This window comes from Pseudooceanicola lipolyticus (genome assembly GCF_002786325.1).
Lineage (GTDB): Bacteria > Pseudomonadota > Alphaproteobacteria > Rhodobacterales > Rhodobacteraceae > Pseudooceanicola_C > Pseudooceanicola_C lipolyticus.
The window spans coordinates 1-20,682 of record NZ_PGTB01000021.1 but is presented as its reverse complement, the minus strand read 5'-3'; the positions used below and the strand labels follow the sequence as shown (position 1 = coordinate 20,682).

Below are 20,682 nucleotides of genomic sequence, written 5' to 3'. Positions count from 1 at the left end.
TCATGGATCGGCTTTGGGATCAATCCATTGCCTTGAAGTGGAATTCCCCGCCTTCCTTCAGGCCCGAGGGCCAACGCGAGGTGATGGTCTTGGTGCGCGTGTAGAACTTGAACGCATCCGGGCCGTGCTGGTTCAGGTCACCGAAGACCGATTTCTTCCAGCCGCCAAAGGTGTGATAGGCCAGCGGCACCGGGATCGGCACGTTGATGCCCACCATGCCCACATTGACCCGGCTGGCAAAATCGCGGGCGGTGTCGCCGTCGCGGGTGAAGATCGCGGTGCCGTTGCCATATTCGTGGTCCATGGCCAGGCCCAGCGCTTCTTCGTAGGAACCCGCGCGCACGGTGGACAGGACCGGGCCGAAGATCTCCTGCTTGTAGATGTCCATGTCGGGCGTCACCTTGTCGAACAGGTGCGGGCCGACAAAGAACCCGTCCTCATAGCCTTGCAGCGAAAAATCACGCCCATCGACCACCAGTTCGGCGCCTTGATCGACGCCGGACTGCACCAGCCGCAGGATGTTTTCCTTCGCGGCGCTGGTCACCACCGGGCCGTAATCGACATCCTTACCCGAGGTGTAGGGGCCGACCTTCAGCTTTTCGATGCGCGGAACCAGCTTTTCGATCAGACGGTCGGCGGTTTCGTCGCCCACCGGGACGGCGACAGAGATGGCCATGCAGCGTTCGCCCGCCGCGCCATAGCCCGCACCGATCAGGGCGTCTGCGGCCTGGTCCATATCGGCATCGGGCATCACGATCATGTGGTTCTTGGCGCCACCGAAGCACTGCACGCGTTTGCCGGCTGCGCAGCCTTGGGCATAGATATATTCGGCAATCGGGGTCGAGCCGACAAAGCCGATGGACTGAACCACCGGGTGCTGCAACAGCGCGTCAACGGCTTCCTTGTCGCCGTTTACCACCTGCAGGATACCTTTGGGCAGCCCGGCTTCCTCGGCCAGTTCCGCCAGCATCAGCGGCACCGACGGATCACGTTCGGAGGGTTTCAGGATGAAGGCGTTGCCGCAGGCGATTGCCGGGGCGAACATCCACATCGGGATCATGGCGGGGAAGTTGAACGGGGTGATACCCGCCGTCACGCCCAAAGGCTGGCGCATGGAGTACATGTCGATGCCGGGGCCGGCGCTGTCGGTGAATTCACCTTTCAGCATTTGCGGCGCGCCGATGCAGTATTCCACCACTTCCAGGCCGCGCTGCACATCGCCGGCAGCATCGGGCAGGGTTTTGCCGTGTTCGCGCGACAGCGCCTCGGCCAGCTTGTCCATGTCGCGGTTCAGCAGGTCGACGAATTTCATCAGCACACGTGCACGCCGCTGCGGGTTGGTGGCGGCCCAGGCCGGCTGTGCCGCGGCGGCGATCTCGACCGCCTTGGCGACTTCCTCGGCCGAGGCCAGCGGCGCCTTGGCCTGGATTTCACCGGTGGCCGGGTTCATGACATTGGCGAAGCGTCCGGACGTTCCTTTGACATGCGCGCCATCGAGGTAGTGAGTGAGTTCCTGCATTTCCATGCTCCTCCTGAGTCATTTGTCGCGGATCATAGGCTTGCAAAAATCCCATGAACAGAGGCAAGGTCTCAAATGCGCTTTGCGAAATTGCAACGGGAAACCATGACCGAGCCACATTGGGACGATCTGAAAATCTTTTTGGCCGTGGCGCGGCTGGCCAGCCTGTCCGCCGCCGGCCGGGTGCTGAAGCTGGATCCGGCCACGGTGGGCCGTCGGATTGCCCGGCTGGAAGCTGCGCTGGACGTGCCGCTTTTCGTGAAGACGCCGCAGGGCTATTCGCTGGCCACCGCGGGCGAGCGGCTGCTGGCCCATGGCGAAGCCGCCGAACAGGCGATGCGCGCCGGGGTCGAGGCGCTGACCGGCCCCAGCGAAAGCCTGTCGGGGCAGATTCGGATCGGCGCCCCGGATGGTTGCGCCAATTACCTGCTGCCGCAGGTCTGCGCGGAAATCCTGCGGGAAAATCCGGACCTGGACATTCATATCGTGGCGCTGCCCCGCGTGGTGAACCTGTCCCGGCGCGAGGCGGATATGGCCATCACCGTCAGCCCGCCCACCGCGGGACGTTTGCTGGTGCAGAAGGTCACCGATTACCACCTCCACCTGGTTGGCGCGCGCGGCTATCTGGCGGCAAATCCGCCGATCGCGGAACCTGCTGATCTGAAGGGCCACAGCGTGATCGGGTATATCCCCGACATGATCTATGACGACGAACTGGACTATCTTTCCGAACTGGGCGTGACGCGGGTGCCGCTGGCCTCGAACTCGGTTCCGGTGCAGTTGCGGCTGGCGGCGCAGGGCAGCGGCCTGTGCGTCGCGCATGATTTCGCCCTGCCAGCCCATCCGGAATTGGACAAGGTTCTGGCGCAGCAGGTCGCCTTTGCCCGCAGTTTTTACCTGGTCCGACATCAGAGCGACCGCAAAAGCGAACGGCTGAACCGTTTTGCCGCGCGGCTGGGGGATGGGATCCGGTCGGAAGTTGCCCGACTTGAACGCCTGACTTGACAGGATTTTATGTTGCGGCAACGCTGAGCACATGGAGTATTCCCGAGGAGGTCACCATGCTTGTGCAGCAGATCCTGAAGTCGAAGGCGAAAACCGGAATATTGATTGTCAAATCCGATGCAAAAGTATCGGAGGCAGCCAAGGTTCTGGCCGAAAACCGCATCGGCTCGGTGGTGGTGTCTGACGATGACGGCGCAACGGCGGTCGGGATTCTGTCCGAGCGCGACATCGTGCGCGAACTGGCGCGAGTCGGCGCGTCGTGCATGGAACAACCGGTCAGCGCCTATATGACCAGCAAGCTGGTGACCTGCACCAGCCAGACCAGCGCCGAGGAAGTCCTGACCACGATGACCGAAGGACGATTTCGCCACATTCCGGTGGTCGAGAACGGCAAATTGACCGGGCTGGTAACAATCGGCGACGTTGTTAAGGCGCAGCTTTCCCAACTTGCAATGGAAAAACAGGCGCTTGAAGGCATGATCATGGGGCATTGATCGGCCAACCCTTGCTTTTTTACGCCCGGTGGTGTTTGCAGGTGCAGCATGGCAGGGGGCAGGGAGGCTAACATGCGTGTGGCGTTGTATCCGGGGACGTTCGACCCGATAACTTTCGGTCATACCGACATTATTCGTCGTGCTTCGGTCCTGGTGGACAAGCTGGTGATCGGCGTTGCCATCAACCGCGACAAGAAGCCGTTATTCTCGCTGGAAGAGCGGGTGGCAATGATCAAACCCGAGATCGACGCGCTGAGCAAAGAGACCGGGACGCAGATCATTGCCCATCCTTTCGAGAACCTGCTGATCGATTGTGCCCATGATGTGGGCGCGCAAATCATCGTGCGGGGCCTGCGCGCGGTGGCGGATTTCGAGTATGAATTCCAGATGGTCGGGATGAACCGGACGCTGGATGCCAGTGTCGAAACCGTGTTCCTGATGGCCGATGCCAAACGCCAGGCCATCGCCAGCAAACTGGTCAAGGAAATTGCCCGGCTGGACGGCGATGTGTCGAAATTTGTCCCGCCCCATGTCAACACCGCGTTGATCGAGCGGTTTCAAGGCTGATCGGCAGGATCGCGCCGCCACGGCGCCGCGTCGTGCGCTTGTGCGGGATCTGGTGTATGTTGTGCTTCCCAAGGCGACTCGGGCCAGTCCCGGGGCGTGCCATACCGTGAACGGGAGGAGATCACGATGGAGGCAATAAAGACAGCCGAATACGCGCGCGCGCTGTACAGCGCGCATGGCGACCAGGCCGAGGCCGAAGCGGCCCGGCGGGCGCGCGAATGCGTTGCCGCGGGGCGCCCGGAAGAGGCCGATGACTGGACGGCGATCCGGCGTGCCATCAGCGGGCTGCGCGGCCCACGCCAGGGCTGAAATCCCGATATCGGAGCGGTGCGGGCTGTCCGTACCGCGTCCGGCAGGCCCGGCTCTGCACCGGGTCATCGCCAGAAGGCGATCCACTCCAGAAACTGCAGAAACTTCTTTCCCAGAAAAATCAGGTGCCGGTCGCCATAGACCAGCAGATCGATCGCAAGCGCGGCGAGGATCAGCAAGGCCAGGACAAGTGCGATCCGGTTGGTCATGCAGGCCTCGTGCCCATTGCGATGCCCGTCCGATATGCCGGGTCTGCAGTCTCCCGACAAGTCACGGCGGATGGCAGCGGGGCGATTGTTGCCGCCCGGGCGCAAGTCACCTCAGCCAAAGCGCCAGCGCCGCAATATCCGACGCGCGAGATTCTTGAGCGCCCGAATGCGGCCGCGCGCGCTTTTGCGTTCGGCCTCGTGCAACCGCGCCATCACCTCGGCCCGCTCGCTCCAGATGTCGATCACGAGATCCAGCGCGTCTTCATAGCCGGCCATTTCCGGCACCGGTGCGTCGCTGAGATCGGTGGCGAACAGCGTCGCGCGATCCGGAAAAAACCGCGCGCGCACCGCCTCGTTTCCCTCGGCATAGTCATCCAGCAGCGCCTGGCGCGCCGCCAGCCCGATCTCCAGCTTCGGACCGTTCGACCGCGCTTCGAGGAAATCGACCAACCCGGCGCGCGCCGGGTTGGGCGCCATGTCGACATGGGTGGGCAGACGCTTGTTCAGATCGGCCAGCAATGAGGCGTTCAGGTGATCCAGAGAGGGGTTGAGATGTTCCTGCGGCGGCGACGGGATATCAGGAAGACCACAGGCATCGGTGAATTCCTTCAGCAGGTCGCCACCTTCCGGCGGAAAGGTGCGGATCACCAGGTTCTCTGCGCCGAACACCTCGGCCCAGTCACCCAGCACCTTGTCGTAATCCAGCCAAAAGGCGCGTTGGTCATAGACATCCAGCCGCTGGTCACAATTGCCTTTGACGGTTGTCGAATAGTGGCTGACGAACGTGTCGTCCTGCCGGCGGATACCGGCGACGATGGTGAAGTCATCACTCCAGGGCGCAAAGAACTCCTTGATCGAGCGCACGGCAACCGCGTCTTCCAGCCGTGAAGACAGGAATTCGGTCGAGACAACCATGGTTTCGGGTTTCACCCGTGCGATCTGGCGCCCAAGCCGTTCGCGGATATCGGCGCGGAACGTCGGAAACTCATCCGGGTTCTGGACCAGCTGCTGCCAATAGCGGATATCGGTCATCAGCTCCGGCGCGATCATCGCCAGCGCCAGATGTTCATGGCCACGCCGTCCGAACCCCAGCGGATAGAGGACGCCCTGACGGCGCAGGACCTTGGCGGCGTGCCACATCGCGTTCTGAATCGTCGTGGTGCCGGTTTTCTCGAAGCCGATGTGAAGAACGATGCGCATGCCACTCCTGAACCTTTGCCGTCCTGCGGTTCTAACAGAGCGCGTATTAACGAATAAAGAGGTGGGCCGCCTTCACTTTTCTGCGCTGTGGTCCAATTGCCGCCGAGACCGCGACGTCAGCGCGCCGCGGCCAGTGGCCAGATCGGAGGCAACCCGATGTCCCGGCGCCCGGGCCGGGGCTGGTTTAGTCGATCAGACGGCCCATGGTGACGGCGACATCTGCCATGCGCACCGAAAAGCCCCATTCGTTATCATACCAGGCCAGCACCCGCACCATGCGGTTTTCCACCACGCGGGTCTGATCGGGCGCGAAGATCGAGCTTTCCTCGGTATGGTTGAAGTCGATCGAAACCTTCGGCTCGGGGTCATAGCCCAGCACCTTGCCCATCGGGCCGCGGGCGGCCTCGGCGACGATGGCGTTGATCTCTTCGGCGGTCACGTCGCGGCCGGCGCGGAAGGTGAGGTCGACGCAGCTGACATTCGGCGTGGGCACGCGGATCGACGAGCCGTCCAGCTTGCCCTTGAGGTTGGGCAGAACCTCGCCCAGGGCTTTGGCGGCGCCGGTGGTGGTGGGGATCATCGCCATGGCGGCGGCGCGGGCGCGGTACAGATCCTTGTGGCGACGGTCGATGGTGGGCTGGTCGCCCGTATAGGAATGGATCGTGGTCATCAGGCCGTGCTCGATGCCCACCGCCTCGTCCAGCACCTTGGCCAGCGGCGCCAGGCAGTTGGTGGTGCAGGACCCGTTCGAGACCATCACGTCATCGACGCCCAGCGACTTGTGGTTGACGCCGAACACGATGGTCTTCTGCACATTCTTGGCCGGGGCCGAGATCAGCACCTTCTTGGCGCCGCGCTCCAGATGCACCTTGGCCTTGTCGCCGTCGTTGAACTTGCCGGTGCATTCCAGCACCACGTCGCAGCCCGACCAGTCCAGTTCCTGCGGATCGTAGGTCGAGAACATTTCGATCTCGCCGCGGCCCAGGTCCAGGGTGTTCTCGCCGACGCGGATATCGTTGGCAAAGCGTCCGTGAATGCTGTCATAGCGCATCAGATGCGCGGCGGTTTCAAGCGGCCCTGTGGCGTTGGCCTTGACCACCCGAATGTCGTTGCGTCCGCTCGACGCGATGTGAGAAAGAGCGCAACGGCCGATCCGGCCAAATCCGTTAATACCAACATTGATCGTCATTATACCTACTCCGCGAATCCGTCACCGCGCCGGATATAGCCTTCCGGCCGGCTGAGCCAAAGCAGAAAAGGGACGTATTTAGAATGTGTTAGCGCAAACTTCCGTTGTTAACGCTCACGCTTGCTCTCAATGCTGGTTCGGGTACGGTATTGTTCGCAAAACAGGCGAAAAGGGGCAGGGCATGAGCGGCCTTCTGGCACTTCTCGATGACGTGGCGGGAATCGCCAAGGTGGCGGCGTCGTCGTTGGACGATGTGGCGTCGCAGGCGCTTAAGGCCGGCTCCAAGGCCGCGGGCGCGGTGATCGACGATGCGGCGGTGACACCGAAATACATTCATGGTTTCGATGCCAGCCGTGAATTGCCCATCGTCTGGCGGATCGCCCGAGGATCGTTCAAAAACAAGCTGTTATACCTGCTCCCGGCGGCGATGCTGTTGTCGCAATTCGCGCCCTGGATGATCCCGCCGCTGCTGATGCTGGGCGGAGCCTATCTGTGTTTCGAGGGCGCAGAGAAGGTCTGGCACACGCTGGTGCCGCATGACACGCACGAGGTGTTTCCCGAGGACGCGCCGGGCGATCCCGCGCATCTGGAAGAGACCAAGGCGCAGGGCGCGATCAAGACCGATTTCATCCTGTCGGCGGAAATCATGACCATCGCGCTGGCGGCGATTCCGGAGTCGAATATCTGGCTGGAGGCGGCCACGCTGGCGCTGGTGGGTATCGGCATCACCGTGGTGGTCTATGGCTCGGTGGCGCTGATCGTGAAGGCGGATGATGTCGGCCTGCTGCTGGCCAGCAAGGGCCGGCTGGGGCTGACCCGCGCCTTCGGGCGGGGACTGGTCCGGGCGATGCCGGGCTTTATGCGGCTGCTCAGCCTGGTGGGCACGGCGGCGATGCTTTGGGTCGGCGGCTCGATCGTGATCCATGGCGCCGGTGAAATGGGCTGGCACGCGCCTTATGACTGGATCCACCACCAGGCCGAAGCGGCGGCGCAGCTGGTCGGGCAGGCAACCGGCGCGGTGAAATGGTTTGTCACCGCTTTGTTTGACGGGCTCTTTGGCCTGGCCCTGGGCTTTGCGCTGATTCCGGTGGCGCTGAAGCTGCTGGTCCCGCTGAGCCAGCGGCTGTTCGGCAAGGGAAAATCCAAGGCGCATTGAGCAGGTCCGGACCATCGCCAAGCTGGGTATACCGCGGTATTCCGTAACATCTTGAAATACATCATTAAAATTTGACCCGGTTGCAACTCTGATATAGCTGTCCTTCAATCGAGGGACAGTTCATGACACCGTTTTCCGATCACCCCCTGCGCTATGCGCTGGCCAACGAGCTGCACGCGCGGCCGTTTCCGGTGGTTTCCGTGCCATCGACCGCCGTGTTCCTGGCGATCAAACGCCCGGTCGATGCGGCGGCGCGCGACCGCGAGTCGGACCTGGCGCACCTGGTGGCGCTGCTGGACCGCTATGGCGTGGCGCATCCGCCGCCGGGCGCGACGCATTATTCCGGCCAGATCGGTCGCCACAGCCTGAAATGGGAACAGCATACCGAATTCGTGACCTATACCGCCATTGTCGTAGGCAATGGGTCGCGGGCCTTCGACCCGGCCGATTTCGATGTCTTCCCCGCCGAATGGCTGGGGCAGGCGCCGGGCCAGAGGATCACTTCGATCACCCTGCGCATCTGTCCCTATGACAGCGACCAGGCGATCGAAACCGCATTGGATGACTGGTTCGTACCGGAAAGCCTGGCTGTTGCGCGGGTGCTGGATGACGCGGCGGTGGTGGCGGGCGATTTCCGCATAGATCCGGCGGGGCATATGCGCTTTGCCGTGTTCGCGGCGCCCGATACCGGGCAGCGCCGGGTTGGCCGGGTGCTGCAGCGCCTGTGCGAGATCGAAACCTACAAGGCGATGTCGATGCTGGGCTTTGCCCGCGCGCAGCAGATGGCCGGGCAGATCGGCGAAATGGAAACCAAGCTGACCGAGCTGATGGTCGAAATGACCGACGAGGCCAATCCGGCGGAGGACACGTTGAACCGGTTGCTGAAAGCCTCGGCAACGCTGGAAACCGCGGTGGCGCGGGCGGCGTTCCGCTTTGGCGCCACCGGGGCTTACGAGGCGATCGTCAATCAGCGCATCGCGGCCCTGCGCGAAACCCGGTTCAAGGGGCGACAAACCTTTTCGGACTTCATGATGCGGCGCTATCAACCGGCGATGCGCACGGTAAACGCCACTCAGACACGCCTGAGCGCGCTGTCGGAACGGGCGATGCGCACCGGCGATCTGCTGCGCACGCGGGTCGATGTGGAGCGCAGCGCCCAGAACCAGGCGCTGTTGGAAAGCATGGACAAACGCGCGGCGCTGCAACTGCGCCTGCAGCACACGGTCGAGGGGTTGTCGGTGGTGGCGATCAGCTATTACGCCGTCTCGCTGGCCGGCTATCTGCTCTACCCGCTGACCGCGGCGACCGGGATCAGCAAGGGGATGCTGACGGCGGCGATCACCCTGCCGGTGGTGGCGCTGGTCTGGTTGCTGGTGCGGCGGATCCGGCGGCGGATCGGCTGATCCGCGCGCCGGAGGTGGTTCAACGGCCGCGGATGCGCGGATCCAGCGCGTCACGCAGCCCGTCGCCCAGATAGTTGACGCTGAGCACCGTCAGCGAAATCAGGATGCCTGGCAGGATCGGCCGTTCGGGATAGCTGACCAGCCGGTCGACGCCGTCATTCAGCAGGCGCCCCCAGGTCGGGAAATCCGGCGGGAAGCCGAAGCCGAGGAAGGACAATGCGCTTTCGGTGATGATCGCGGTGGCGATGCCGAGTGTCGCCGATACCATGATCGGCGACAGGATGTTGGGCAGCATATGGCGCAGGATGATCTTGGAGTTCGACGTGCCGATCGACCGGGCCGCCAGCACGAATTCACGTTCCTTCAGTGCCAGTACATCGCCACGCACGATCCGCGCCGTATGCATCCACGAGGTGATGCCGATCAGCAGCACCACCAGGATGAAAATACCGCCCTCGGGGCCGAAATTGGCCGACAGCGACTCTCGGAACAGAAGCGAGGCGACCAGGATCAGCGGCAGCAGCGGCAGCGCCAGGAACAGGTCGGTCAGGCGCATCAGCGGGCCGTCCAGCTTGCGCGAAAAGCCGGCAAGCACCCCCACCAGCGTGCCCAGCAGCAGCGACAGCAGCATCGCCACCAGGCCGACGGCGATCGAGACCCTGCCGCCGAACATCAGCCGCGCCAGCGTATCGCGCCCCAGATTGTCGGTGCCCAGCGGATAGGCCCAGTTCACCTTGGCGCCGCTGTCATACAGCGCGACCCAGATCGGCCGCGTGTCGCGCAGATTGAGGAAATCACGCCCCTGCGGCAGGAATTGCGGGTCGACCCGCCAGACCAGCGGCCCCAGATAGACGCCGGCGACGATGAAGATGAACACGAAGGCGCCGAACATCGCGCCCTTGTGGTGGCGGAACTGGTCCCAGACATCGGCCCATTGGCTGCGCGGCGGTTTCGACGGGATCGGCCCGGCGGCCGAAGGCACGGGACCGCTGGCGGGAACGGGGGCTTTCTGCTCAGTCATAGCGGATCCTCGGGTCGAGAACACCGTAAAGCACGTCGGCGATCAGGTTGAACAGCACGATCAGGACGGCGAAGATGAAGGTCAGGGTTTGCACCATCGGCAGATCATTGGCCTGGATGGCGGTGATCAGAAGCTGGCCGATCCCGTTCACCTTGAACACCTGCTCGGTGATGATGGCGCCACCGAAGATCGCCGGCACGCCCAGCGCGATCACGGTCACCACCGGGATCATCGAGTTGCGCAGCACGTGGATCATCACCACGGAATATTCGCTCAGCCCCTTGGCGCGGGCGGTGCGGACGTAATCCTGGTTCAGGTTGTCCAGCATCGAGGCGCGCATGAACCGGCTGGTCTGCGCGGTGATCTGCAGCGCCAGCACCGTCACCGGCATGATCATCTGCCTGAGCTGGGCCATGAAGCTGTCCCAGTCGGTGACTTTGAGCGTGGTGTCGTAGATCGACGGGAACCAGCCCAGCTGGACCGAGAAGATCACGATCACCAGAACGCCGGAAAAGAACGGCGGCACGGAAAAGCCGATCATCGACACGAAGGTGCCGGCCTGGTCGAACCAGGAATATTGCCGATAGGCCGAATAGATGCCGATGGGAATGGCGATCAGCGTGGCAACCACATAGGCGGTGCCGACCACCCACAGGGTCTGCGGCAGGCGCTGAATCACGATATCCATCACCGGAGAACGGGTCTGCCAGGAAATCACCCTGAGATCACCGGCGCTGAAACTGGTTCCCAGGTAGTGGTCGATCAGAACCTGCGGTTCGATCCAGAAGAACTGCACGATCCATTTCCAGAACCGGACATGCATGGGCTGCCCCAGCCCCAGCGCCTCGCGCATCTTTTCTTTGACTTCGGGCGGCACCGTCAGCGGCACCTGCGCCATCGGGTCACCCGGAGCGAGTTCAAGCAGCAGGAAGATCACCAGGCTGATGAACAAGAGTGTCGGAACCGCCAGAACCAGACGTCTGATGGTGAATGTCAGCATAAAGCAGAGCCCACCCTGTTGGGATATTATAGTTTTTTTTGGCGTCAGGTAAATGTGCGGCCCCGCATGGGGCGGGGCCGCGCGTTCAGGCTCAGGAGCCTTCGAGGCGATACCAGTCAGCGACGTTCCACAACTCGCTGTCCCAGACGTTCAGGATGACGCCGCCCAGGGTGTTGGCATGGGCCGACAGGCGGCCGCGATGGACCAGCGGGATCATCGCGCCGCCCTCGATCACCATGTCGTTCAGCCGTTTGGCAATCTCGGCGCGGGCTTCCAGCCCGGCAGTCTGCGCAAGTTCAGCGTGCAACGCATCATATTCTTCGCTGCACCAGCGCGAGATGTTTTCACCCTGCCACTGGGTCTCGGGGCGCGGGGCCTTGTCACACAGCATGTTGCCCAGATAGCTTTGCGGATCGGTGCCATTGAAGGTGTTGGCGTACATCTCGACATCGGCATAGAACTTCTGGAAGGTGTCCGGGCTGCCCGGATCGCCGCCGAAGAAGACCGAGGCATTGACGTTGCGCAGCTCGGCTTCGATGCCGATTTCGCTCCACCACTGCTTGATCAATGCCTGGAAGTCCTGGCGCACCGCGTTGGTCGAAGTCTGGTACAGAATCTTCAGCGGCACTCCGTCCTTCTCGCGGATGCCATCGCCATCGGTGTCGACGATGCCGGCATCATCCAGCATCTTGTTGGCGCCGGCGATGTCCTGGGTGTCGCAGGTCATCGAGGTCGAGGCGAATGCCTCCGGTGCGGGAACCCAGTTGCAGGTGACCTTGCCGGCCTGGCCATAGCCGACTTCAACCAGAAGCGGCCGGTCGATCGCCATCGACATCGCCTTGTAAACCGCCGGATCGGTCAGGAACGGGTGCGGGTGCTTCGCGGTCGACCGTTCGCCTTCCGGCAGGTTGGGGGACGGATCGGTCTGGTTGATCATAATCCGCTCAAGCAGCGGGCCAAAGCCAGCCACCGGAACGCCCTTGCCGCCTTCCTGCATCTCGGCGATCACGTCGGGCGCCAGCTGCAGGTTCCAGGCATAGTCGAATTCGCCGGTTTCCATCACCGCCCGGCCGGCCGCGGTGGCATCGCCGCCGCCCTTGAAGGTCAGGGTGGCAAAGGCCGGCTTGTCCGGGTCGCGGAAGTTCGGGTTGGCCGACATGGTGATCACGTCATTCGGGCGGAATTCGTCCACCACGAACGGGCCGGTGCCAATCGGGTTGAAGTTCTGCTCGGTGCATTCCGGCGCCTTGGCGCCCATGCAATCGGCAAATTGTGCGGCCTGGATGATCGGGCTCTCACCGCCGACGAACGGTCCATAGGGGAACGGCGTCGGTTCGCTGAAATTCACCACCACGGTCAGGTCGTCCGGCGTTTCGACGCTTTCCACGCCTTCGAACTTGGTCACCTGGGCGCAGCCGCCTTCGGGATGCGTGCAGTAATCATAGGTGAATTTCACATCCGCCGAGGTGAAGGCGGTGCCATCGGACCACTTCAGGCCCGGGGTGATCTTCCAGGTGATCGTGGTCAGATCCTCGCTGACGCCGCCATTTTCGACGGTCGGGATCTCTTCCACCAGCCAGGGGACCAGCTCACCGGCTTCGTTGTAGCGGGCCAGCGGTTCGATCACCAGGCTGGCGCTTTCCACGTCCTTGGTCCCGCCGGACAGGAACGGGTTCAGAATTGAGGGGGCTTGCCAATAGAGGATGCTGACATTGCCGTCCGACCCGCGCTCGGCAAAGGCTGCTGAGGCCATTGCCGCGCTTGCGATCGCGCCTAGCAATAGGGTTTTCGTTTTCATGATACACTCCTTGTTGGACACATCCGTGTCTCGTTTCTTTGCTTGTCCAGCGGACAGAGGCTGTGCCGTGCGTGGGGCAAACCCCCGGAAACAAGAGGGAAACACCAATCTTGACTGCGAACTCTGCAACTTCCCCGATCACGGATGCGGATCATCGAAACAGAGTTTGAGAAAAATGCAAGCCTTGCCTTAGGGAAATCAGCAAGGCGTTTGACAGCCGGAAGAATCCGGCCTTAGCCTTGATCATCCAAACAAACGGAGGGCGCTGTGCTGGATCATCCGATTGCTCAGATCAGGGAACTCAGAGTCGAGTTCCAGACCAAGGATGGGCCGGTGGTCGGGGTCGAAAACGTGTCGTTCTCGGTCAACCCCGGCGAAACCGTCTGCATCGTCGGCGAATCGGGGTCGGGCAAGTCGGTCTCGTCGCTGTCGCTGATGCGCCTGGTCGAATATGGCGGCGGCGCCATCGCCGGTGGCCAGCTGATCTTTGACCGCAAAGAGGGCAAGGATGTCGACCTGGCCAATGTCGAGCAGGACATGATGCGCCAGATTCGCGGCAACGAGATCGGCATGATCTTTCAGGAGCCGATGACGGCGTTGAATCCGGTCTTTACCGTCGGCCGGCAACTGACCGAGGGGCTGCGGGTGCATCGCGGCATGTCGCGTACCAAGGCCGAGGCGCGGGCGCTGGAACTGCTGCGCGAGGTGCGGATCCCGGAGCCGGAACGCCGCCTGCGTCAGTTCCCGCATGAATTGTCGGGCGGCATGCGGCAACGGGTGGTGATCGCGATGGCGATGGCCTGCCAGCCGCGGCTGCTGATCGCGGATGAGCCGACCACCGCGCTGGACGTGACCATCCAGGCCGAGATCCTGGCGCTGATGGACCGGCTGAAGCGGGAAACCGGCACCGCGGTGATGTTCATCACCCATGACATGGCGGTGGTGGCGCAGATGGCCGACCGGGTCGTCGTCATGTTCCGCGGCAACAAGGTGGAAGAGGGCCCGGTCGAGCAGATCTTCGAAAACCCGCAGCACGATTATACCAAGTCGTTGCTGGCCGCGGTGCCCAAGCTGGGCGAGATGCGCGGCAAGGCGGCGCCCGAGCCAATGAAGCTGATGGGCGTCGAGAATCAGGATCTCAGCCCGATTCCGGGCACCAACCAGACGCTGCTGACGGTGAAGAACCTGACCACCCGCTTTGCCGTCAAGGGCGGGTTCTTCCGCCGCACGGTGGCCAATGTGCACGCGGTCGAGGATGTGTCCTTTACCATCAACAAGGGCCAGACGCTCAGCCTGGTGGGCGAATCCGGCTGCGGCAAATCCACCGCCGGCCGGTCGATCCTGCGCCTGGTCGAGCCGCTGTCGGGCGAGGTCAATCTGGACGGTGTCGATATCATGGCGCTGGATCCGCGCGGTTTGCGGCGGGCGCGGCTGGACATGCAGATGATCTTCCAGGATCCCTTTGCCTCGCTCAATCCGCAGATGCAGCTGGTCGACCAGGTGGCCGAGCCGATGCGCAATTACAATATCGCCTCCGGCTCGGAACTGAGCGACCGGGTCGCCGGGCTGTTCGACCGGGTGCACCTGCCGCGCAGCTTCATGCGCCGCTATCCGCACGAGATGTCGGGCGGGCAGCGCCAGCGAATCGCCATCGCCCGCGCCCTGGCGCTGAACCCCAAGCTGATCGTCGCCGACGAGGCGGTCTCGGCGCTGGACGTGTCGGTGCAGGCGCAGGTGCTGAACCTGATGATGGAATTGCAGGCCGAGCTGGGCCTGTCCTATCTGTTCATCAGCCACGACATGGCGGTGGTCGAACGGGTCAGCCATTATGTCGGGGTCATGTATCTGGGCCGCATCGTCGAGCTTGGGCCGCGCGCCTCGGTCTTCGAAAACCCGCGCCATCCCTATACCCAGGCGCTGATGAAGGCGGTGCCCATCGCCGATCCGCGCAATCGCAAGTCCGAGAAGGACCTGAACTTCAAACCGATTCCGTCGCCGATTCACGGGCCCGGCTATACCCCCGAACCCTCGGCCTTTGACGAGGTCGAGCCGGGACATTTCGTGTTGACCACCGACAGCGGGTACTGACATGGCCAAGACACTCAGCGCGCGGGAGATCATGGAAAAGCTGGTGTCGTTCCCGACCGTCAGCAGCGACACCAACCTGCCGCTGATCGACTGGGTCGAGGATTATCTGCAAGGCCACGGCGTGAAGACCCAGCGGCACCCGCATCCCGAACAGCCGATCAAGGCGGCTCTGTCGGCGCATACCGGGCCGTGGGAGGAGGGCGCGGTGGTGCTGTCGGGCCATACCGACGTGGTGCCGGTGGAAGGCCAGCCCTGGGACAACGACCCGTTCACCGTGGTCGAGAAGGACGGCAAATATTTCGGCCGTGGCTGCTGTGACATGAAAGGCTTCGACGCGATCGCCATCTGGGCGATGGTCGAGGCGCAGAAACGCGGGGTGAAACGGCCGCTGCAACTGGCGCTGAGCTATGACGAAGAGGTCGGCTGTATCGGCGCGATCCCGCTGATCGAGGCGATGGAACCGGTTCTGCCCAAGGGATCGGCGGTGATCGTAGGCGAGCCGTCGATGATGCAGGCGGTGACCGGGCACAAGGGCGGGCAGGGCTATACCGTGCGGGTGCGCGGATTCGAGGTGCATTCCTCGCTGCTGCCCACCGGGGTCAGCGCGGTGCTGGAGGCGGCAAAGGTGATCGAATGGATCAACCGCACCAACGCGGCCAACCGGAACGCCGCGCCGGACGAGGTGGCGGCGATGTTCTTTCCGCCCTACACCACGCTGCATGTCGGCCGCATCCATGGCGGCACCGCGCGCAACATCACCGCCAAGGATTGCTGGTTCGATCTTGAGATGCGGGTGGTGCCGGGCGAGGACAAGAAAACCTGGCGCAATGCCTTTAAGGCCCATGTCGCCGAGGTGCAGGCGGCGATGCAGGCGATTCAACCCGGCAGCGGCATCGACCTGGAGCCGCTGTTCTCGGTCGAGGCGTTGAAGCCGGAAGAAAACGGCGAGGCCGAAGCGCTGGTGCGGGCGATCACCGGCGACAATGCCACCCATGTGGTAAGCTATGGCACCGAGGCGGGCTTCTTCCAGACCAAGGGCTATTCCGCCGTGGTCTGCGGGCCCGGCGACATCGCCCAGGCGCACCAGCCGAACGAGTTTATCACCGTCGCCCAGTTCGATGCCGGCATCGCCTTCATGGAGCGGCTGCTGACGCGATTGCAGGAAGGACGCTGACATGCCGATCAAGAACCGCCTGGCCGAGATGCAGGACGAGATCGCCGGCTGGCGCCGCCATTTGCACACCATCCCCGAATTGCAGTTCGACCTGCCGCAGACCACCGCCTTTGTCGAGGACAGGCTGCGCGAGATGGGGATCACCGACATCACCCCCGGCATCGGCCGGTCGGGCATCGTCGCGGTGATCGAGGGCAAGACCAACAGGTCGGGCAAGGTGATCGGCCTGCGTGCCGATATGGACGCGCTGCCGATCACCGAGGCGACGGGGCTGGACTATGCCAGCACCCATCCCGGCAAGATGCATGCCTGTGGCCATGACGGGCATACCGCAATGTTGCTGGGCGCGGCGAAATATCTGAGCGAAACCCGAAACTTCGACGGCAAAGTTGTGCTGATCTTTCAACCCGCCGAAGAGGGCGGCGGCGGCGGGCGCGAGATGGTGGCCGACGGGCTGATGGAGCGCTGGGGCATCCAGGAGGTCTATGGGATGCACAACATGCCCGGCACTCCGGTGGGCAGCTTCCACATCCGCCCCGGCGCGCTGCTGGCCTCGGCCGACCAGTTCGACATTGTTCTGACCGGCAAGGGCGGCCATGCCGCCGCGCCGCACGAGGCGATCGACACCAATCTGGCGGCGGCGCATGTGCTGATCGCGCTGCAATCCATCGCGTCGCGCAATGTCGATCCGCTGAAACAGCTGGTGGTTTCGGTCTGCACTTTGCGCAGCGAGACCGAGGCGCATAACGTGATCCCGCAGACCGTGTTGCTGCGCGGCACGGTGCGCGCGCTGGAGCCCGAGGTGCGCGACCTGGCGCAGGCGCGGCTGACCAGGATCGCGACGCTGACCGCCGAGGCCTATGGCTGCACTGCGGCGGTGGAGTATGAACGCGGCTATCCGATCACCATGAACTCCGAGGCGAATACCGATTTCGCCGCCGATATCGCCGAGATCGTCGCCGGCAGCGTCGACCGGGACACGCCGCCGATCATGGCGGGTGAAGATTTTTCCTATATGCTGGAACAACGCCCCGGCGCCTATATGTTCCTGGGCAACGGGGCCGGCGCCCATGTGCACCACCCGGAATATAACTTCAATGACGCGGCGATCCCGGCTGGCTGTTCCTGGTTCGCCGAGGTGGTGGAACGCCGAATGCCGGCCGCCTAGCGGGCTGCCGACCTGGAACGGGGTGGCGCGCCATCGTGTCTGATCGTTTTGCGCGAAACCTGAATGCTGCGCTGCAACCTATTGAGAAAAGGAAACAACATGCCGGTCAAGAATCGTCTTGCCGATCTGCAGGGGGAAATTGCCGCCTGGCGGCGCGATATCCATGCCCATCCCGAGCTGGGTTTCGAGGTGCGGCGCACCGCCGCCCTGGTGGCCGACATGCTACGCGAATTCGGCGTCGACGAGGTGATCACCGGGGTTGGCGGAACTGGCGTGGTCGGGGTGATCCGCGGCAGATGCCAGGACTCGGGCAAGGTGATCGGCCTGCGCGGTGATATGGATGCGCTGCCGATCCGCGAGGCCGGCGCGGCGGACTACAGGTCGCAGACCGAGGGCGTGATGCATGCCTGCGGCCATGACGGCCATACCGCGATGGTGCTGGGCGCCGCCAAATACCTGGCCGAGACTCGCAATTTCGACGGCACCGTGGTGGTGATTTTCCAGCCCGCCGAAGAATTGGGCAGCGGCGCCAAGGCGATGATCGATGACGGGCTGATGGAGCGCTGGTCGATCGACGAGGTCTATGGCCTGCACAACATGCCCGGCCTGCCGGTTGGGCAGTTCGCCATCCGCCCCGGCCCGGTCATGGCCGCCACCGATGAATTCTTCATCGATGTCGAGGGCAAGGGCAGCCATGCCGCCGCGCCGCATGAAGCGATCGATCCCACGGTGATCGCCAGCCATATCGTGATTGCGCTGCAGACGATCATCTCGCGCAATCTCGACCCGGTGTTGCAGGGGGTGCTGTCGGTCACCGCCTTCGAGACCTCGTCCAAGGCGTTCAACGTCATCCCGCAGCGCGTTGCCCTGCGCGGCACCGTGCGCAGCCATTCGCCGCAGATGCAGGACATGATCGAACGGCGCCTGGGCGAGGTGGCGCGCGGCACCGCCGCCACCTTTGGCGGCACCGCCGAGATCCGCTATCTGCGGCATGTGCCGATCACCATCAATTCCGACGAACCCGCCGCCTTTGCCGCCGAGGTCGCGGCCGCGGTCTCGGGCGGTTGTTCCGAGGCGGCGCTGATCATGGGGGGCGAGGATTTCTCCTATATGCTGCAGCAGCGCCCGGGGGCCTTCATCTTCCTCGGAAATGGCGATAGTGCTGGTCTGCACCATCCAGAATACAATTTCGACGACGAGGCGATTCCGGCCGGATGCAGCTGGTTCGCCGAACTGGTCGAGCGCCGCCTTCCGGCCGCGTGAGACCTTACGCACAGGAGCCTGTATCAGATGCCAGTCAAGAACCGCTTTGCCGAGTTGCAAACTGAGATCACCGCCTGGCGGCGGGATCTGCACGAGAACCCCGAGATCCTGTTTGAAACCCACCGCACCAGCGCGCTGGTGGCGGGCAAGCTGAAAGAGTTCGGCTGCGACGTGATCGAAACCGGCATCGGCCGCACCGGCGTGGTCGGTGTGATCCGGGGCAAAACCGATACCGCGGGGAAGGTCATCGGCCTGCGCGCCGACATGGACGCGCTGCCGATCAACGAGGCGACCGGGCTGGATTATGCCTCGAAGACGCCGAACGCGATGCATGCCTGCGGCCATGACGGCCATACCGCGATGCTGCTGGGCGCGGCGAAATACCTTTCCGAGACGCGCAATTTCGACGGCACCGTGGTGGTGATCTTCCAGCCGGCCGAAGAGGGCGGCGGCGGTGGCCGCGAAATGTGCGAAGACGGCATGATGGAACGCTTCGGCATCCAGGAAGTCTATGGCATGCACAATTGGCCCGGCCTGCCGGTGGGCAGTTTCGCCATCCGCCCCGGTGCCTTTTTCGCGGCGACCGACCAGTTCGAGGTCACCTTCGAAGGGCGCGGCGGCCACGCGGCCAAGCCGCATGACACCGTCGACACCACGGTGATGTCGGCGCAGGCGGTGCTGGCGCTGCAGACCATCGCCAGCCGCAACGCCGATCCGGTCGACCAGGTGGTGGTCTCGGTCACCTCGTTCGAAACCTCGTCCAAGGCGTTTAACGTGATTCCGCAAAAGGTGACGATGCGCGGCACCGTGCGCACCATGTCGCCCGAGATGCGCGCGCTGGCCGAGAAGCGTATCAACGAGATCTGCGAGGGCGTGGCGGCCACCTTCGGCGGCACTGTCGAGGTGCAATATTTCCGCGGCTACCCGGTGATGGTGAATTCCGAGGAACAAACCACCTTCGCCGCCGGTGTCGCCGAAAAGGTCGCGGGCGCCTGCGGCGAGGCGCCGCTGGTGATGGGCGGAGAGGATTTCGCCTTCATGCTGGAGGAACGGCCCGGCGCCTATATCCTGGTCGGCAATGGCGACACCGCGATGGTGCATCACCCGCAGTACAACTTCAACGACGAGGCGATCCCGGCCGGCTGTTCCTGGTGGGCGGAAATCGTTGAACAGCGGATGCCGGCGGCCTGAGGGCGGCCGGCGTCGCGGTGAACCGGAACCTCCCGGTTTGCCGCATGACCCCGGTGTCAGAGCCGGTGCAGCCTCAGCCGTCCTCGGCCCATAGCCGTTCATAGACCGCGCCGATGCCGTCGGCTTCGGCGCGGGCGCTAAAGCTGGTCACCGCCAATTCGCGGGCGGCGCGGCTCATCGCGGCGTGGCGCTCGGCATCGCTCAGCAGCGCGCGGGCGGCCTCGGCGACCTCTTCCTGCGCGATCACCCCGCTGCGCCCCTGGGCGGAAAACGCGCGGTAATCGCCGGCGTCCGAAGCCACGAAGGGCACGCCCGAGGCCATGCCTTCCAGCGGCACCATGCCATAGCCCTCATAGCGCGGAAGTTGCACAACCAGGGACAGCGCCCGCATCAGTTGCGGCAGCTGATCGGCCGGGATCTCGCCGGGGAACAGGATGCGCTCGGCCAGGCCCGCCGCGGCGATCTTGGCCTTCAGTTCGGCGAGGAACCCCTGATGTTCGCGCGCCGCGCGGCCCACCACCAGCGCCACCGCGCCGGGCAGGTCGGGCAGCAGGCGCAGCATCGCCGCGACAAAGCGGTCGGTGCCCTTTTCCGGACGGATCCGGCCGATGGTGGCGATGCCCAGCGTACCGCCAAAGCCCAGCGCCGCCCAGGCGGCGGCGCGGTCGGGCGCGGGGGTGAACAGGTCGGTATCGACCCCGTGCGGCACCACCGCGCGCACATGCGGCACGAATTCGGCGGCATATTCGGTGGTGGCAATCACCGCGTCCATCCGCGAGATCAGCCAGCGCGGGATCGCCGAATGCCGCCGCTGCGCCGCCGAGGTGAAGACCAGCCGCACCGGCAGGCGCAGCACATCGCGGGCCCAGATGCCGGCGCGCATCTCGGGGTTGCGGCGCAGGTGCCAGATGGCAAAGGGGCGGCGCCC

At 63.9% G+C, this 20,682-nt stretch carries 19 protein-coding genes; 11 read left to right on the top strand and 8 right to left on the bottom strand.

Features of this window, described 5'->3' with window-relative positions:
• Positions 1-19 precede the first annotated feature (19 nt).
• Complete coding sequence (locus CVM52_RS08490; RefSeq protein WP_100162097.1) at positions 20-1,519, bottom strand: CoA-acylating methylmalonate-semialdehyde dehydrogenase; 1,500 nt, start codon at positions 1,517-1,519, stop codon at positions 20-22.
• Between the two features lie 105 nt (positions 1,520-1,624).
• On the opposite strand from CVM52_RS08490, the gene CVM52_RS08485 reads away from it, so the two are divergent.
• The 4 genes from CVM52_RS08485 to CVM52_RS08470 all read left to right on the top strand — a co-directional run bounded on the left by CVM52_RS08485 (position 1,625) and on the right by CVM52_RS08470 (position 3,894).
• Entirely contained in the window at positions 1,625-2,524 is a 900-nt protein-coding gene (locus CVM52_RS08485; protein ID WP_100162096.1) for a LysR family transcriptional regulator, read from the top strand.
• Between the two features lie 56 nt (positions 2,525-2,580).
• The gene (locus tag CVM52_RS08480; RefSeq protein WP_100162080.1) at positions 2,581-3,018 is read left to right on the top strand and encodes a CBS domain-containing protein; all 438 of its coding nucleotides are present in this window, start codon (positions 2,581-2,583) and stop codon (positions 3,016-3,018) included.
• 72 nt (positions 3,019-3,090) lie between these two features.
• The gene (gene coaD, locus CVM52_RS08475) at positions 3,091-3,585 is read left to right on the top strand and encodes a pantetheine-phosphate adenylyltransferase (RefSeq protein ID WP_100162079.1); all 495 of its coding nucleotides are present in this window, start codon (positions 3,091-3,093) and stop codon (positions 3,583-3,585) included.
• Positions 3,586-3,711: 126 nt separating this feature from the next.
• Positions 3,712-3,894 (top strand): hypothetical protein, encoded by a 183-nt coding sequence (locus CVM52_RS08470; RefSeq protein ID WP_100162078.1) that lies wholly within the window; start codon positions 3,712-3,714, stop codon positions 3,892-3,894.
• A 65-nt stretch (positions 3,895-3,959) separates the two neighbouring features.
• Here the strand turns inward: CVM52_RS08470 and CVM52_RS26855 are convergent, their stop codons facing one another.
• The 3 genes from CVM52_RS26855 to gap all read right to left on the bottom strand — a co-directional run bounded on the left by CVM52_RS26855 (position 3,960) and on the right by gap (position 6,492).
• Positions 3,960-4,103 carry a hypothetical protein gene (locus tag CVM52_RS26855; protein ID WP_172720949.1) on the bottom strand — a complete coding sequence of 48 codons (144 nt, stop codon included), beginning with the start codon at positions 4,101-4,103 and terminating at the stop codon, positions 3,960-3,962.
• Between the two features lie 111 nt (positions 4,104-4,214).
• Positions 4,215-5,303, bottom strand: a complete 1,089-nt coding sequence (locus CVM52_RS08465) for a hypothetical protein (RefSeq protein WP_100162077.1) — start codon at positions 5,301-5,303, stop codon at positions 4,215-4,217.
• A gap of 184 nt (positions 5,304-5,487) precedes the next feature.
• Positions 5,488-6,492: a type I glyceraldehyde-3-phosphate dehydrogenase gene (gap, locus tag CVM52_RS08460; RefSeq protein ID WP_100162076.1), complete on the bottom strand. Its 1,005-nt coding sequence runs from the start codon at positions 6,490-6,492 to the stop codon at positions 5,488-5,490.
• A gap of 181 nt (positions 6,493-6,673) precedes the next feature.
• On the opposite strand from gap, the gene CVM52_RS08455 reads away from it, so the two are divergent.
• Together CVM52_RS08455 and CVM52_RS08450 are read left to right on the top strand one after the other, a co-directional pair.
• Positions 6,674-7,648 (top strand): DUF808 domain-containing protein, encoded by a 975-nt coding sequence (locus tag CVM52_RS08455; protein WP_100162075.1) that lies wholly within the window; start codon positions 6,674-6,676, stop codon positions 7,646-7,648.
• Between the two features lie 122 nt (positions 7,649-7,770).
• The gene (locus CVM52_RS08450; RefSeq protein WP_100162074.1) at positions 7,771-9,051 is read left to right on the top strand and encodes a DUF3422 family protein; all 1,281 of its coding nucleotides are present in this window, start codon (positions 7,771-7,773) and stop codon (positions 9,049-9,051) included.
• Between the two features lie 19 nt (positions 9,052-9,070).
• Here CVM52_RS08450 and CVM52_RS08445 read toward each other — a convergent pair whose 3' ends face one another.
• The 3 genes from CVM52_RS08445 to CVM52_RS08435 form a co-directional block, all read right to left on the bottom strand.
• Positions 9,071-10,072: an ABC transporter permease gene (locus CVM52_RS08445; protein WP_100162073.1), complete on the bottom strand. Its 1,002-nt coding sequence runs from the start codon at positions 10,070-10,072 to the stop codon at positions 9,071-9,073.
• On the bottom strand, positions 10,065-11,072 hold the full coding sequence (locus CVM52_RS08440) for an ABC transporter permease (RefSeq protein WP_100162072.1): 1,008 nt from the start codon (positions 11,070-11,072) through the stop codon (positions 10,065-10,067). Before CVM52_RS08440 ends, CVM52_RS08445 begins: the two co-directional genes overlap by 8 nt.
• Before the next feature lie 91 nt (positions 11,073-11,163).
• On the bottom strand, positions 11,164-12,870 hold the full coding sequence (locus CVM52_RS08435) for a peptide ABC transporter substrate-binding protein (RefSeq protein WP_100162071.1): 1,707 nt from the start codon (positions 12,868-12,870) through the stop codon (positions 11,164-11,166).
• 267 nt (positions 12,871-13,137) lie between these two features.
• Here CVM52_RS08435 and CVM52_RS08430 point away from each other — a divergent pair, with 267 nt between their 5' ends.
• The 5 genes from CVM52_RS08430 (at position 13,138) to CVM52_RS08410 (ending at position 19,754) form a co-directional block, all read left to right on the top strand.
• Positions 13,138-14,958 carry an ABC transporter ATP-binding protein gene (locus tag CVM52_RS08430; protein ID WP_100162070.1) on the top strand — a complete coding sequence of 607 codons (1,821 nt, stop codon included), beginning with the start codon at positions 13,138-13,140 and terminating at the stop codon, positions 14,956-14,958.
• A 1-nt stretch (position 14,959) separates the two neighbouring features.
• The gene (argE, locus tag CVM52_RS08425; RefSeq protein WP_100162069.1) at positions 14,960-16,132 is read left to right on the top strand and encodes an acetylornithine deacetylase; all 1,173 of its coding nucleotides are present in this window, start codon (positions 14,960-14,962) and stop codon (positions 16,130-16,132) included.
• Between the two features lies 1 nt (position 16,133).
• Positions 16,134-17,300, top strand: coding sequence for a M20 aminoacylase family protein (locus tag CVM52_RS08420; RefSeq protein ID WP_100162068.1), 1,167 nt, complete (start codon positions 16,134-16,136; stop codon positions 17,298-17,300).
• A 99-nt stretch (positions 17,301-17,399) separates the two neighbouring features.
• The gene (locus tag CVM52_RS08415; RefSeq protein ID WP_100162067.1) at positions 17,400-18,563 is read left to right on the top strand and encodes a M20 aminoacylase family protein; all 1,164 of its coding nucleotides are present in this window, start codon (positions 17,400-17,402) and stop codon (positions 18,561-18,563) included.
• A 27-nt stretch (positions 18,564-18,590) separates the two neighbouring features.
• Positions 18,591-19,754 (top strand): M20 aminoacylase family protein, encoded by a 1,164-nt coding sequence (locus CVM52_RS08410; protein ID WP_100162066.1) that lies wholly within the window; start codon positions 18,591-18,593, stop codon positions 19,752-19,754.
• A gap of 73 nt (positions 19,755-19,827) precedes the next feature.
• On the opposite strand, the gene CVM52_RS08405 is transcribed toward CVM52_RS08410, so the two are convergent.
• Positions 19,828-20,682 (bottom strand): glycosyltransferase family 4 protein (locus tag CVM52_RS08405; protein ID WP_100162065.1); only part of this gene is annotated, 855 nt, incomplete at its 5' end.

Bases quoted from the DNA above. Each gene is read 5' to 3' on its own strand.
- CVM52_RS08490 (WP_100162097.1), bottom strand. From the start codon at position 1,519: ATGCAGGAACTCACTCACTACCTCGATGGCGCGCATGTCAAAGGAACG.
- CVM52_RS08485 (WP_100162096.1), top strand. From the start codon at position 1,625: ATGACCGAGCCACATTGGGACGATCTGAAAATCTTTTTGGCCGTGGCG.
- CVM52_RS08480 (WP_100162080.1), top strand. From the start codon at position 2,581: ATGCTTGTGCAGCAGATCCTGAAGTCGAAGGCGAAAACCGGAATATTG.
- coaD (WP_100162079.1), top strand. From the start codon at position 3,091: ATGCGTGTGGCGTTGTATCCGGGGACGTTCGACCCGATAACTTTCGGT.
- CVM52_RS08470 (WP_100162078.1), top strand. From the start codon at position 3,712: ATGGAGGCAATAAAGACAGCCGAATACGCGCGCGCGCTGTACAGCGCG.
- CVM52_RS26855 (WP_172720949.1), bottom strand. From the start codon at position 4,103: ATGACCAACCGGATCGCACTTGTCCTGGCCTTGCTGATCCTCGCCGCG.
- CVM52_RS08465 (WP_100162077.1), bottom strand. From the start codon at position 5,303: ATGCGCATCGTTCTTCACATCGGCTTCGAGAAAACCGGCACCACGACG.
- gap (WP_100162076.1), bottom strand. From the start codon at position 6,492: ATGACGATCAATGTTGGTATTAACGGATTTGGCCGGATCGGCCGTTGC.
- CVM52_RS08455 (WP_100162075.1), top strand. From the start codon at position 6,674: ATGAGCGGCCTTCTGGCACTTCTCGATGACGTGGCGGGAATCGCCAAG.
- CVM52_RS08450 (WP_100162074.1), top strand. From the start codon at position 7,771: ATGACACCGTTTTCCGATCACCCCCTGCGCTATGCGCTGGCCAACGAG.
- CVM52_RS08445 (WP_100162073.1), bottom strand. From the start codon at position 10,072: ATGACTGAGCAGAAAGCCCCCGTTCCCGCCAGCGGTCCCGTGCCTTCG.
- CVM52_RS08440 (WP_100162072.1), bottom strand. From the start codon at position 11,072: ATGCTGACATTCACCATCAGACGTCTGGTTCTGGCGGTTCCGACACTC.
- CVM52_RS08435 (WP_100162071.1), bottom strand. From the start codon at position 12,870: ATGAAAACGAAAACCCTATTGCTAGGCGCGATCGCAAGCGCGGCAATG.
- argE (WP_100162069.1), top strand. From the start codon at position 14,960: ATGGCCAAGACACTCAGCGCGCGGGAGATCATGGAAAAGCTGGTGTCG.
- CVM52_RS08420 (WP_100162068.1), top strand. From the start codon at position 16,134: ATGCCGATCAAGAACCGCCTGGCCGAGATGCAGGACGAGATCGCCGGC.
- CVM52_RS08415 (WP_100162067.1), top strand. From the start codon at position 17,400: ATGCCGGTCAAGAATCGTCTTGCCGATCTGCAGGGGGAAATTGCCGCC.
- CVM52_RS08410 (WP_100162066.1), top strand. From the start codon at position 18,591: ATGCCAGTCAAGAACCGCTTTGCCGAGTTGCAAACTGAGATCACCGCC.